10 protein-coding genes are annotated in these 14,058 nt (G+C 57.1%); 4 read left to right on the top strand and 6 right to left on the bottom strand.

Annotated elements, in window-relative coordinates; all coding sequences use genetic code 11:
• The first annotated feature begins 10 nt into the window (after nt 1-10).
• From ACGY09_RS12010 to ACGY09_RS12000, 3 genes are all read left to right on the top strand, one after another.
• Nucleotides 11-442 (top strand): OsmC family protein, encoded by a 432-nt coding sequence (locus ACGY09_RS12010; RefSeq protein WP_397571694.1) that lies wholly within the window; start codon nt 11-13, stop codon nt 440-442.
• A gap of 298 nt (nt 443-740) precedes the next feature.
• Nucleotides 741-1,643, top strand: a complete 903-nt coding sequence (locus ACGY09_RS12005; protein ID WP_397571693.1) for an ATP-grasp fold amidoligase family protein — start codon at nt 741-743, stop codon at nt 1,641-1,643.
• A 286-nt stretch (nt 1,644-1,929) separates the two neighbouring features.
• Nucleotides 1,930-3,066, top strand: coding sequence for a glycosyltransferase family 4 protein (locus tag ACGY09_RS12000; RefSeq protein ID WP_397571692.1), 1,137 nt, complete (start codon nt 1,930-1,932; stop codon nt 3,064-3,066).
• 66 nt (nt 3,067-3,132) lie between these two features.
• Here ACGY09_RS12000 and ACGY09_RS11995 read toward each other — a convergent pair whose 3' ends face one another.
• Nucleotides 3,133-4,890, bottom strand: coding sequence for an ArnT family glycosyltransferase (locus tag ACGY09_RS11995; RefSeq protein ID WP_397571691.1), 1,758 nt, complete (start codon nt 4,888-4,890; stop codon nt 3,133-3,135).
• A 326-nt stretch (nt 4,891-5,216) separates the two neighbouring features.
• On the opposite strand from ACGY09_RS11995, the gene ACGY09_RS11990 reads away from it, so the two are divergent.
• On the top strand, nt 5,217-5,486 hold the full coding sequence (locus ACGY09_RS11990; protein ID WP_373650015.1) for a FliM/FliN family flagellar motor C-terminal domain-containing protein: 270 nt from the start codon (nt 5,217-5,219) through the stop codon (nt 5,484-5,486).
• 21 nt (nt 5,487-5,507) lie between these two features.
• Here ACGY09_RS11990 and ACGY09_RS11985 read toward each other — a convergent pair whose 3' ends face one another.
• The 5 genes from ACGY09_RS11985 to ACGY09_RS11965 form a co-directional block, all read right to left on the bottom strand.
• A complete protein-coding gene (locus tag ACGY09_RS11985) occupies nt 5,508-10,265 on the bottom strand; it encodes a PQQ-binding-like beta-propeller repeat protein (protein WP_397571690.1) in 4,758 nt (1,585 codons plus the stop codon).
• A gap of 339 nt (nt 10,266-10,604) precedes the next feature.
• Entirely contained in the window at nt 10,605-10,778 is a 174-nt protein-coding gene (locus ACGY09_RS11980) for a hypothetical protein (RefSeq protein ID WP_373650017.1), read from the bottom strand.
• 173 nt (nt 10,779-10,951) lie between these two features.
• Nucleotides 10,952-11,554 (bottom strand): GTP cyclohydrolase I FolE, encoded by a 603-nt coding sequence (gene folE, locus ACGY09_RS11975; protein ID WP_373653847.1) that lies wholly within the window; start codon nt 11,552-11,554, stop codon nt 10,952-10,954.
• 83 nt (nt 11,555-11,637) lie between these two features.
• Nucleotides 11,638-12,027, bottom strand: coding sequence for an adenosylmethionine decarboxylase (gene speD, locus ACGY09_RS11970; protein WP_373650018.1), 390 nt, complete (start codon nt 12,025-12,027; stop codon nt 11,638-11,640).
• Between the two features lie 694 nt (nt 12,028-12,721).
• A complete protein-coding gene (locus tag ACGY09_RS11965) occupies nt 12,722-13,693 on the bottom strand; it encodes an aldo/keto reductase (RefSeq protein ID WP_397571689.1) in 972 nt (323 codons plus the stop codon).
• Nucleotides 13,694-14,058 lie beyond the last annotated feature (365 nt).

The following is a 14,058-nucleotide window of genomic DNA, read 5'->3' as shown; positions in this document are numbered from 1 at the left end:
GCCTGATTCCATGAAGATTACGAAGTTTGGTTCAGCCGTCTGGGAGGGAGGACTCAAGGATGGCCGAGGGGCGATCTCAACCGAGAGCGGCGCATTGAGCGCTTATCCCTACGGATTCAAGAGTCGGTTCGAAGGGATCCGGGGAAGTAATCCTGAAGAGCTGATTGCTGCGGCTCATGCGAGTTGTTTCACGATGGCATTGTCGCTGATCCTGGGCGAGGCCAATCTGACGGCTGAGAAAATGGAGACGAAAGCGGATGTCACGCTTGAGCAGGTCTCTGACGGATTTGCGATTACGTCGATCCACCTGACGCTCAATGCGAAGATTCCCGGTGCCGACAACGCCACATTTCAGGCACTTGCGGCGAAAGCGAAAGCGGGCTGCCCGGTTTCCAAGCTGATGAAAGCAGACATCACCCTGGATGCCAGGCTCGATGTCTGAATGATCTGATGTTTATGGAATTCCATGAGCGGGGGGGCGAGTCAATCGCTTCCGCCGCTCAGGAATGGATCTGGGAACTGAGGTGAAACGGGCTGGGCGAAAGCCGTCCTTTCGTGTTTCAGGGCCAGTCGATTGAGGTGTGCCTGCGTGATCCCGTTTCCGAGTTCCGTAAATCGCTGTGGGGCGTACCCTAAATCCACTCCTTTCGGAAATTTCGTTTTAGTTGAAGCGAGTTGAGAGCTTCACCCGATTTACTTTATGGGTTAGGAAGGCGGTCTGCCATATAAGGGAGTTGCCGATGGCGTCCATCCTGGATAGTTTGCCCAGTCATCGCGAAGGCGTGCTTTCACTCGCATTCCGACGGTGGCAGATTCAGAATCGGTTCTATCGAAGGTTCGGAACCTACGTAAACTTCAACAATCCGCAGACGGTCAACGAGAAAGTGCAGTATCGCAAGCTGTTTGGTAATCAGCAGCTTTATGCTCTTCTCGCCGATAAGTACCTCGTCCGACAGTTCGTCGAAGAGCGGGTTGGCGGGGGCATCCTGATTCCCTTGTTGGGTGTCCACGATCGTCTCACACAGGATGCGTTTGATCATTTGCCGGACAGCTTTATTATTAAAGCCAATCATGGATGCAAGTGGCATCAGATTGTCCGCGATAAATCAACGCTGGATGTGAAGGCCACCTGCCGCCGCTTTAATCAGTTTCTTGGCCAGAACTATGCCAAAGCCTCGGGTGAGTATCACTATACGTTTATCAAACCTCGCATCATCATAGAACAGCTGCTGGATGATGCGGGTGACTCGCCCGTCGATTACAACTTCTTCTGCTATAACAGTTCCGAAGGCTTTGAGTACTGTCTGTCTGTGTCCACCCCTCGTTTGGAACGTCACGTCCATTTTGAACCGCACGGGGATGGATACGAGGGGACTTGTTCGGCTGAGGAAGTGGGTCGGTTGCGGAACCCGAAAAACTTTGATCGCATGGTCTCGATTGCTCAGGCGTTGTCGCGGGGTTTCGATTTTATGCGAGTAGACCTCTACAACCTGAACGGGGCAATTTACTTCGGTGAAATGACCAGTACTCCCGCCAGCGGGATGCGGGCGATTTCCAATCCCGTCCGGGCTGAACTTCGCAGCCGGCTCTGGAAACTGGATACGCATAATCCCTTGCTCTATCGCCCTCGAAAAGCAGCCTGATGTGCAGGTCGCAGGAGTCGCTGACAGACGTAGTCTCCACAGCGACCTTGAACTGCCAGACACATTGCTGCAGCCCGTGGTCTCTGTGGGCCCTGCAACTGCTGCCGTCGAATAACGAAGTTTGTCACGCTCTGCGCTTTCGTCGCCAAGTCACCGCGGCTCACGGTATGTGAGCTGGAAGATCAGGTTCGCTCTTTTACACGTTGGCGTCCCTTTGTTCTGCGAATTCAGGAACGTACGGACTATGTTCGACACTGTCAGGTTCAATGCAGACAGAGGTGCGCGAATGCGAGTGGGCTTTCTGGCGGATTCATTCCTGCCCACGGTCGGTGGAGCAGAGACCATGCTGGATGGGCTTGCGACACGTCTCACCCAAAGAGGTGATCACGTAACGGTTATGGCGCCGTACATCCGCGGCCGAAATAACTGTCTGAACGTTCCCTATTGTCTGAAGCGTTTCAGTCGCCCGTCATCCAAGCACTTTGGTGTCCGGCAATTGCTGATTCCGCTGGCGTGGCACCACTGGCGACACCAGTTCGATGTCCTGCATTGTAATAGTTCGTACCCATCTGCATTTCTTGGAACGACGCTGAAGTCGTGGACCAACCTGCCGGTTGTCGTTCGCCCGCATGGTGACGACATTCTTCCGAATCAGCGGATCTGCCGGCATCCCAAACTGGCCGCGCGCGTGAGGAAATCCTTGTGCAGCGCGAATGCAATTGTGGCTCAGGGCCAGTTCCTCAGGTCCGCGCTCCTGAACATCGGCGTACCGGACCGGCTGATTCATGTCATCCATAACGGGGTCGATCTGGATCGCTTTGCGGAAGGAGAGCCGTTTCCTCATCCTCGACCCTATATTCTGGCACTCGGCAATCTTTTTCGGCGTAAGGGTTTCGACGTACTTCTGGAAGCCCTGGCCCGAACTCGTCGTTCCGGGATTGACCTGCTGATCGCCGGTGACGGGCCTGAACGGGAACCGCTCACCGCGCTGGCGGCTGAATTAAAGGTTTCTGACCGGGTTTATTTCCTGCGTCATGTCAGCGGTCAGAAAAAGATTGACCTGCTGAGAAGTGCTCTCTTCCTGGTGGTCCCCTCTCGTTGTGAACCATTCGCGAACGTGGTTCTGGAAGGGCTCGCTGCAGGGTTGCCGGTGGTCGCGTCTGAAGTCGATGGCAACCCCGAGATGGTCATTCCCGGTCGGAACGGAACGCTGTTCCCCAATGAAAATGTCGAAGCTCTGGCGGCAGAGCTTCAGCGGTTGATGGAATCCCCGATCGAGCGAGACCGACTCAGGCAGGAAGTCCCCGAGACGGTGCAGCGATTTGACTGGTCACAGATCACTCAGCAGTACGAGTCGCTGTACAGGTCCGTCATTCGCGAGGCCCGGCACACGGGGATCTGGGAAGAACGCAAAGCCGCTTGATGCAGCGATGTTTCAGAAATCTGTCCGAGGCGTAGGACCCTGACCGATTCGGCCGCACTTGCCGACTTAGTTCTGGTGGATGACTCGCGTCAGGTTTTCGAACAGATTGAGCGGGAGAGCAGGCTCGTGCGGTGTCTGCCCCAGTTGCTCGTCTGTGGAAACTCGTCGACCCACGAAGACACGGTCCTTCGGTGTGTCACGACCTTTCAGTCGGTCACACGAGATCACGGCAATCTGCGTCCACTCGAATGGCAATTCCGGCGGGTCGCTGTCGCAGGTGTGCAGGCAGAAGTAGTCATAGTCATCATCGCCGTCTCCTTCCGGAATCGTGACGATGGGAATCGGCTCTTCGTAAAAATACGCGAACGCGTGGTGTACGGGACCCAGGCTGACGAGTTGTGAATCGGCGGGAAGCGATTGCTTGAGCTGTTCAAGTTGGCCGGCAATATCTTCGCAACGACGCTCCTGCACGGTCACAATCAGGCAGACCTCAACCAGGGCCAGAAAGGTGGCGATGCTCATTACGCCGCGTCCCATTCCTCGCTCTGACAGATCCTTGAGGGACGACCAGGCAATGTAGGCCAGAGCGAGAGCCGCCGCCGCATACCCCAACGCGTTGACGACCGACAGGGCAATGCGCATGGCTGGAAACAGCATGGAAACCGCTACGACAACAACGGCGGAACCCGTCATCAGGTAGACCATCGACTGGACATAATTGGTCCAGGCATTATCGGGATCAAGGGTTGGACGGAGTGCTGCCAGTCGATCGACCGCGATTCCAATCAAGGCCGCGAAGCAGGGGAACAGGGGCATGTAGTAGCGCACTTTTGAGCCGGGTGGCAGCCAGACTGAGATGAATGAGAAGCCAATGCAGATGGCCAGAAACAACGCACCTTCCCGCTGTACTCCCGAAAGCTGGCGAACGCGACGGCTGCCATAGGCCAGCAGCAGCAGCGACCAGGGCATCAGTCGCACAAACAGCAGTTCAGCGGGAAATGTGACGAGGTGGCCCAGAAAGACACCCCAGTGACGATCCACGAACCGACCGGCGACGTCTCCGAAATAGATGTTCCAACTGTCTTCGATCCCGCGATACCAGGCGAATGGACCCTGCCACGCTCCTACGGTGACGATGAAGACCGAAATGCCAAGGATGTGAGGCCAGGTGACAATCTTTCTCCAGTTGTTTGTGGCCAGCAGGAAAAGCGTGGTGGCACCAACAAAGTAAAGCGGGGCCTGCAGTCCTTTGGTCAGCATTCCCATCGCAGTAAAAAAATAGCCGATCGACCAGAGTTGCCATTCAGGCCATTTCTTCATCCAGCCCCAATGCCAAAGCAGCATCGATGCCGCGACGAACAGGCTGAATACCGCTTCGGTTTCCGCCGAGCGACCGAATTCCATGACAAGCGTCATTGTCAGAAACGAGGCCACACCTGTCAGGCTGCCAAGTCGGCCGATGTACTGGCGCAGATATCCATACATCATGACGGCGATCAGGGCGACCGAGATGACGCTGGGGATTCGCGCGGACCAGACATCGAAGGCTCCCGTCATCAAACCGACAAACGCAATCAGCCAGTTTTGCAGGGGAGGCCGGCTGGGGAGAAAAACTCGTTGCGTTCCGGGAACCAGCCAGTCACCGCTCTCGACCATTTCGCGAGCGATCTGCGCACGTCGGGGCTCTTCACCAAACAGGGGGAGCGCATCGAGTCTTACGCAGAAAGTGATTCCAATGAGGAACAGGATCAAAAGCAATTCCCGCTCTGTCCACCACCGGGGTTGCTGTTCTGGGTCAGTGGGACGGGGGGTAGCTTCAGACATCCGGACAATCCTTCTTCCAGGTGTGACGAATCCTTGAATGGAAGCGGGGACTGACCTGGAATGACAACCTCGGCAAGCTGGCAAAAACCGCCGATCCCTGCCCGACCAAGTCCTTCCCTGGAGTGATCGCAGCGGGGTTCTAGAAGAATGGGCAATTTCGGTCAATGTGATTTGCACCACCGGCAAAAACTGCCGGAGCGATTTTCGAAATTAGCTCGAAGTTGCCAGCGGTACCGTTCCGATAAGAGCCAGATCAGACTCCTGTCAGTTCGCCTTGCGCGATCCCATCTGTGCACGTCGGCTTCGTTTCCTCGGTGAGAATTGCCGTGTCCACGCTCACGCCTGCAAATGGTCAAAACCGGATCAACGCCTTGAGCGTGCCTGTTTCCGTAGTTGTCTGCGAGAAGGTTGTGAAGCTGGAACAGCTTCTTCAGTGGAGCCCCGGAGATATTCTGACCTTCGACAAATCGCCGTCGTCCGAGTTGTCGCTGCAAATCGGTCATCGCCAGGTTGCTTCCGGCCGAGCGGTAACGGTAGGAAACCATGCAGCGATTCGTCTGGTGAATGTCAGCGACTCGCGTTCGTCTGTCCGCTGACCCTGTGCACGTCCACAGGATTTATTCCTCTGAGACGGACGACTTCCCCTGCAGTCCATTCACAGTTTTCTCGGTCCACAGAATTCCGCGACCCTCGGGCGTGAACAGGATCTCTCTGGGTTCACTGTCCACGACAAGACTCTGTACGACCTCGCCCGTCTGACCACTGCAAATCAGTAACCGCCGAGGCTCGTCTGATTTTGTTCCGATTGGCCAGGTTGCGATCGTCTCGAAGTTAAGTGGTTCCGCAGCATCCTCGGGCAGGGTCTGGTCAGGGCCGGGATGGCCACGCGGTGGCCAGATTAACGCGGTCCGCCACTGCGTCGATACATCGCCCAGGTAGCATTCAAATCGGACCTCGCCGCTTGTCAGTGAGACGCTGCGAAGAGTTCCCTGACTGGCTGCGTAGAGCGTGTTCGGGCCTCCGGTAATCTGCCGGTCGGGTTGTTCGACGGGGAAATCGGCAATCCCTGTCGACCATTTCCGACGACCGTTCACCGGATCAAAACAGAAGAGGGACGACCCGTCGGCGATGACTGTCAGTTCTGTGGGGTGGGGCCAGAGGACCGGGTAGGCATTCCCGATGGAAAAATTTCGATACTCCCAGTCGTTCTGTCGGGTTTCGGTGGTCGGGAGTCCGGTGGTGGCGGGTGTGGGATCCAGTTGCCGCCAGACATACAGGCTCGACAAGTCGTCGAGGCCCGATGTTTCACGGATGCGTGAGTTTCGTCGACGGATGAAGACTTCTTCCGCGATCATCTGCTCCGCCTGCGATGAGGCTGCGACTGGCGTGGTAGGGTGACTCACCTGTGATTGTTCGGTCTTCTGGCAGACCAGATGGAATTGCTGATTGATTCCCATGATGCGACCGCGCATGCTGACGGGGGCCGATTGCCATGGCTCTCCCGCGACGGGAATCTGACTGACTTCCCAGCGCTCGTCGGGGGAGGGAGCGGTGGCCAGCCACGTTCTTGTCGGTTTGGTGGTTTCCATGATCACAGCCAGCGAACGCTGAGGCGTGAGCGAAGTTTGTCCCTCGCCGTCCCGGGGACCGGCGCCGTCGTTGTTGGGACTGGCATCGGGATTCGCACGTGCGGGCACAATAACAGAGCCAATATTGTGGAACGCATGCAAGCGTCCCGGTGGCTTGAGTGTCGCCACCAGTTGTCCGTCATCGGGATCGATGATCCGCAGGCCGCGATCGACGTCGAACTGCGCGGGAAATTTCCCGGACGTGCTCACGTCTAGAGATTCACCAAGGATGTACGGCGTCGACTGGATAAAACTTGTCTCATTCCAGATCCGGCGTCCCGTCTCAGGGACACGGGCTTCCCAGCCGTAGGGGGTTCCGATCAGGAGGTGGGTGTTGGTCCAGCACGCCATCACAGCGGCGTGTGGAGCGTGCTCTTCCCATCGTACCTTCCCCGTTCGTGAATCCAGACATCGCCATACCCAGTCGTTGCGGGTCTTGCGCCGTTGTTCACAGAGCAGGATCGAGGCAAACTCAGGAGAAGGAGGGACGTCTTGCGGCACGACCACTTTTGTTTCAAGGGTGACTGGTCGAGACCAGTTTCGTTCGAGAAAGAAAGGGAGTTGCCCCAGCGAGTCGTGTGCGTGTTTCTTCGCAGACAGAAATTCACCCAGACTGGAGGTCTTGCCACGCGACGTAATGGTGATCGAAGGGTCGAGATGACTGAGCGATTTTCGTAATCGGGATTCAGCCGTTTCCAGTTTTCCTGCTTCGACAAGATCGATCATGGCGACGGTCGATTGGGCCAGTGTCTGGTCATCGGTGGCGTCGCGGCGGAACTCGTTCAGCAGTGCATACGCTTGCGAGATTTCGCCAGCATCCTGATGAATCTGAGCCAGCAGACGACGGGCCTCCCGGGTGACCTCGGCGTGCGGGTAGCTCTGGAGCAACCACTGAATCTCGGCTGTTCGAGGCGAGTCTTTCAGCTCTTCGAGCTTTCGCACGGCCTCGGCTTCGATTTCTCGATAAGGAACCCGGCCATGAACATCGATCAGAGCGGCCATACGGTCGATCGCGTCCTGACCTGCCGTGCGAAATTCGCGTGGGTGCTCCGCCAGCATTTCATCGTTCAGCAATGACTGAAGGCTGGTCAGTGCCGCTTCGATATCTCCCAAGGCCTCTTCCACCCGGGCAAGATCGAAGCGAAGCTGAATACGATCTGTGATTTCTTCAGCCACCTCCTTCGCCCGGCTCCAGTAGTCTCGTGCCGAAGCAAGATCGCTTTTGTCGAACGCGGCCTGTCCCGCAGATTGAAGGAGTTGCGTGAGCTTGCGGCGGGCGAGGGGGACGTTGGGATCGCTGCGGTCTCCTCGCGTCAGAATTGCGCCGTATTCCGTCGCGGCCTGTTCTATGCTGCCTTCCGCCGCCTCGATTTCTGCGAGTTGCAGTTGAATCGACGTATTATCAGGCTGTTGCGTCAGCTCACGCTCAATCCGCTGCCGCAGGATACTGTACTCGCAATAGGCAGACAGGCGATTCGATTGCGCGACCAGGAGAATTCCGTTCGCCAGGGTCAGATTTCCACCAAGCTGAGCCGAGTCGGGAGTACGAAGCGGAACTCGTCGGACCAGATCGCCGGTCTTTTGAGAAACAAAGTCGATCGTATCGCGACCGGGGATAAGAATCTGATCACTGGTCAGGAGACCGCGGCCGGTGCCGGTGACACGCGGGCTGGATGTCGTCCAGACACGGGTCCCTTCGTTGATGTCGATCGCCCAGAGAGAGGTTCCACTGACGATCAGCCGGCCCGCAGCACCTCCTTCGGCCACTCCCAGAATATGGTGCCACTGATTTTCACGTCGTTGCCGGGTTTCGAGTTCGCGGCGTTCCAGCTCGGAAATCTGGTTTGGTGAACTCGTCAGGTAAGGGAACTTCCATAGAGTCTGCCCGGAATCGGCTTGAATGCAATAAGCAAAATCGGCGTCGTTCGGTGCGACGAACAACAACCCGCGGTGGAACATGGGGGGAAGCAATCCCTTACGGCTGGGGTCGCTCAGAACGATCGCAGAGTCATTCGTGCGGCTTTCGTAAGTGACGGCCCATTCCAACCGCCCATCCTGATCATTAAGTGCGATGATCGCTCCCACGTCAGTCGATAAGAACAAGCGGCCTCCCCCTGCCGTCAGCAGCAAGTGGCTGACGCGGTTCGCGCTTTCATCCACGGAGCTGCGAAACCCGCCAACCGGGGTACGCCACAGCAGTCGACCCGACGACGAATCCAGGCACACAACCATCAGCTCCAGTTGCGGATGGCGGCGGCAAACGGCGAAGTAGGCTCGGCCTCCGACGACAACGGGTGATCCTTCGAATCGCCAACCCTCTTCAGCGAACAGTTCTCGCGAGGCGATTTTCCACACCAGCTTCCCTTCCTGAGTCAGATCCAGGCAGACCAGATCCGAGGTCAACTCACGGGACTGCTGGTTCGACGGGCAGTTCACCGGGGATCCCATCCGGGCATAAAGTCGCCCTGCAGAAATCGTCATCGTGTAGTAAGGGATACCGACCGAGACTCGATCCGGGATTTCATTCTGCTCGTCTGGGACGGAAGGATAGATGACAGCCGGATCGTCGCCACTCGACCGCCATGCCGGTTCGCCAGTAAGCAGGTTCCAGGCCCGAATCGAATCCGAGTCGTTAACGAGGACTGTGTTCTCGTAGACGACGGGAAAATAGCTGAGCGGTTCGAACTGAAAAGGAAATGGATCGACCGGGCGGCGCAACAGATTGGGCTTCAGAGGGCGTAGCCACCTCAGTGAACCGACATCGACGGTCTCGGGGCTGTTCCAACTTCGGGTCGGTGTCATGGCAAACGTTTCGACGGTTCCCGTTTTCGAGTTCGGGACCCACGTTTGTGATTCTTCCAGCAGGTTTTTCAGTCGGTTCGCCAGAATGACTCGCTCACCGGCAAGCCAGCCTTCGGACGTGGGGTAGCGTTCTGTGAACTGGCGCACCTCTTCGGTGGCACGGTAGCGGTCCTGTTCGAGTATCGAGCACATGACGATGCGAGCGAGAATGGTCGGTTGATCGAGATCGGCGTCGGGATACCGGAGAACAGCGGGATAGTTGAGGGGATTGACCTTTTCCGGCAGCGGGACGAGTTGTTCCCACCACGATCGGGCCGCCGAAAATTCTCCGCGATCCCATGCTGCTTCACCCAGCGCCAGCAGTGCATCATCACCGTAGCTGCTCATGAAAAATTGATGGACAATGCGCTGTAGTTCTCCCGCATCCCGGGTTCTCTGCCAGTTCTCGTACCAGCGCTTGGCCTGCGGATCGAACTTGCTGCGGTAGGACTGACGCCCTGCTTCAGGGATTCGCGAAAGCAGCACGTTGCAGCGGGATGAGACGTTCAAATACGTGGCCACACCACCGGCAACGCCAGGCTGCAGGCGGACGAGTCCCTTGTTTTCGCTTTGGGCAATCTCCTGCAGGATTGCGATTGCCTCGGTCCATCGTTCATCGGCCAGCAGGTCATTGATGGTTTCAAACCGCTTGAGAAGCTGACTATCAAAAGGAAGCGAGGCGTTTTCGCGGAACGAGCGATGCGGCGGCTGGTTGGTGTGCTGATTCCGGGCCGGCCTGTCACGCAGCACCTCCGTCCCCTGTTCGGCTTCCGCCTCGTTGGGACGCTCTTGGGCCAGAGACGCTGAAGTCCCTGCGAGAATCCCCCACACGATTGCGATCAGGGCTGCGCGGGCCAAAGCATGAATTCGATCGACAGAGTGTCGAATTCCAGCAGACTGCAGCATGGACGTTCTCCAAGTCTTCGACCGACGCGTACGACTCTCTGATCCTGCGAAAGCCGACATCGGATCGGCACTCCATTTAAGAGAGGCCCACGTGACGATGCAAGGTGTGGCCTCCTTCCATGGCCGAAAGTCGGCCCATTTCTCTCGCTTCGCTCAGCGAAGGCAGGGCCTTCACCCAACGCACCTTCGATCAACGTGACAGCATCACGGTGCCGGCCGAACGCGGATCCGCACGCTCTCTCCCGCAGCCCTGTCTCGCCTGCGGGCATTGTTGGTGTTGAACGAGGATTGTCTGCGCCGCCAAACGGGGGCGGAGGGACTTTGTATGGGATCGCTAAACTAAGAGGCTTCCCGCAGGGATGTTCCGATCCAGAAGAGGACCACTGCTGCAGTCAGAAGTCCGGGCATCCAGATCAGGCTGAAGCCAAACTGAAGCTGCCACCATGAGATGAGCGGCGTGGCCGTCAGCACCAGGAATTGCAGCGTAAGGCCGAGGTAATGCTTGATTCGCATGGTGGTTTGGCCGGCGCGAAAATGCTAATTGACCTGATCACAGTGTGGCGAATGTTCGCTGGAGTGTCGCCCATGCTGTAGCCCCAGTGTCCGTCGTCACTTCAACGTCGTTCGTAAAAGTGAGGCAATAGGCCGCCGAAGCGGACGACGGGGCCGGGCGATATGCTCTCTGATTAACCGAGATGCTGTCGTGAACCCTGGATGAAGCCCATGACTTCAGCACGGCTGCTCTGATTGGTTTTGAAGAGTCCGCGGACGGCGCTGGTGATGGTCACGCTGCCCGGCTTGCGGATGCCTCGGATGGTCATGCAGGAATGGCCCGCTTCGAGCACGACGATGACCCCCTTTGGATCCAGTTCTTCCTGGAGAAGGTCTGCGATCTGGTGAGTCATTCGTTCCTGCACTTGAGGTCGATGAGAGACCTCTTCGACAACGCGAGCCAGCTTGGAAAGCCCAACGACTTTTCCTCGCGGCAGGTAACCGACATGCGCGACACCGATGAACGGCAGCAGGTGATGTTCACACATACTGTTGAACGAGATATCACGAACCAGGACAAGTTCGTCATACTGTTCGGCGAAGACTTTCTTGAGATGCCGGCCTGGTTCGAGGTGCAGGCCCATGAACAATTCGGCATACATACGGGCGACGCGTGCGGGAGTTTCCAGCAGACCGTCTCGGTTGGGGTCTTCCCCGACCGCTGCCAGAATTTCCCGGATTGCGCGTTCAATTCGCGGCAGATCTGCCGCGAAGGGAGTTTTCGCCGCCAGTGGCAGCGATGAGCTGCCACTGGAATGCGAACCGTGAATGCAATCGCCGTCTTCTTGCGTTGATGACTCACTCACAATACGAGCCCCCTTCAGGCATTGGCCAACTGACGTGACCGATTTTGCTTGATCGAGGGGGGCATGACGCCGCGCTCAAGTTCCCGAACTTCTGCGGTTGAGGCTTTGAATGCTTTGCGTAGCACTTCCGCAGCCGCTTCCGGTTTGGTCGTAGAACCACAGGTAAAAACGTCGGCCGCCACATATCCGTATTCGGGCCAAGTATGAATCGAAAGGTGGGATTCAGCCAGAACTGCCACTCCGGTGACACCTTGAGGACTGAATTCGTGCACAAAGATATTCAACAATGTCGCGTTTGCAGCTTGCACAGCGTCACGCATTGAGCGTTCGACTCGCGCCGCGTCATTGATGATTTCGCCACAGCCCCACAATTCAATAATGACATGCCTGCCCAAGTGCTCCATCAAAACGCTCTCTTTCTAGCTTGTTGTCGGCGGTGGCCGACGCGGAAACATTGCCCACCCGTGGTGCTGATTCGATTTCGTCTTCAGTCGGTTGCGTGACACGGGTTTCATTCAAAAGGGTGACAGGGACAGAACACCTGACATGATCCAGGTGAACCGGACGCCCACATTTGCCGGTTTTGTCCGTAAAGGATCGTGAGAAGAGATTTCTGCGTGCAGCTTAAGGATGCTGCCGCGTCTCGAAGTTGCCTCCTGAACGGGACAAGATCATCACAAATCTCAGAGGCGGGGTCAATCCGCCCACCATTGTTTTAAGTAACCAAGTGCCGATCCAGTGGTCTTTTGCCCAAATAAAAGGACCTTTCCCCACGGATATCACACCGCCAAAAGCTGTTTATCGGAATTAGTCGCATTTCCCGAATATCACGTCGGCCAATCTTGATGTTCCTGGCACCGCAAGTCGGCCACCGGCGGCGTCATCGAATTGGTGAAGTGATCTCGGCTCACTCTGCCCGGCCTTTTGAGTGAACCCATCGACGAAGCGAACGGAACTGTCAGAGATCTGGTGGTTACCCGGCCGAACAGCAAATTCTGCCGACCGGGCTCCAAAATGCAGCGGAATCAGTTCTACGCCGGGGCGCGATGAATCGTTGGCGCGTTTCGCCGTTCTGTCGCGGGATTCAACTCCCTTGATTCAACCACACGAGTGCGAAGCATGCCCGGCGCCAGGCTGAGGGTCGTTATTTTCCGGCCGCCCTTCGATGTAGAACCAGTTATGAATCGGTTTGAGAATGGCCTGAACTTCTGCGAGCAGTGTGAGATCGATCGGTTCGTCCGCCCAACGTGCCCACTCCCGAATTCGCTCGGGACGTGCCGAGCCGGTGACGCAGGTCGTCATATCGGGATTAGCGAGCGAGAATTGCAGTGCCAGTTTAGCAATGTCGGTTCCGCGACTGGCGCAGTGATCGGCTGCGGCTTTCGCGATTCGCCGAACTTCCGGGGTCGCCTTGTGCCAGGGGGGTAACGGATCATTCGTCAACAGGCGTGCCGAAAACGGGGCCGCGTTCATGATCCCCACATGCTTCGATTTCAGATACGGAACCAGATCCCCAAACATGGTGTTCTGCAAGGTGTAGTGGTTGTACGAGAGCACGACGTCGAGATTGGTCTGGTCGAGGATGAATTTGAAGATCTTCATGGGATATCCGGACACCCCGATGAACCGGACTTTGCCCTGCTGCTTGATCTTGAGCAGCGCGGGAAGAGTTTCGTCAATGATCTGCTGCATCTCCACGAATTCGATATCATGGCACAGGCAGATATCCAGGTAATCGACACCCATCCGGTGCAGGCTGACGTCCACGCTTTCCATGACGCGGCGAGCCGAAAAGTCGAAATGAGCCTTATCGTAGCGCCCCAGTTTGGTGCCGAGGATGTATCGGTCCCGCGGAATTCCTTTCAGCGCCGGACCGAGCAACACCTCGGACATTCCTCGCCCGTAGAACGGCGACGTATCGATAAAGTTGATTCCGACATCCAGCGCCGCGGGGACAGACGCAATCGCCTCGCTGATCTCGACCGGGCGAAACTCGGCTCCCAGCGACGACGCACCGAAACTGAGAGCTGACAGTTTGAGACCGGTGTTTCCAAGCGTGCGATATTCCACGGTAGGCCGTCCTGATAGGGAGTCGAGTCGCGAATCATCTGACGTTGCCTGCCCTGTAATTCCCCAATGGAACTGTGGGCAAGGCGAAACAAGCGAGGGGTACCAGAGTACACAATCGGACACTCAATCGACAGGTCCTCATCGGCATCGGACCTGTGCCGTCGATGGCCTGTTTGCCAGAAAACGAATCAATCCCCGGCGAATCGGGGCGGTAGGTGTTCCCATCGCAGCCCGTGACTTTGCTCACGCTGCCGAGCGATCGGCTCTGTCGCAGGGCTCTGTCGCAGAAAAAGCACGAGGTCGAGAGGAAGCAACGCTTTCTCGACCTTGGGCCTTGAGGTACTCCGCCTGAGCGAGCTTCTCAC

Origin of the sequence: Schlesneria sphaerica (assembly GCF_044336245.1) — a bacterium.
In the GTDB taxonomy this organism is placed as follows: Bacteria; Planctomycetota; Planctomycetia; order Planctomycetales; family Planctomycetaceae; genus Schlesneria; species Schlesneria sphaerica.
The sequence above is the reverse complement of the archived record's forward strand: the minus strand, read 5'-3'. Positions and strand labels throughout refer to the sequence as shown.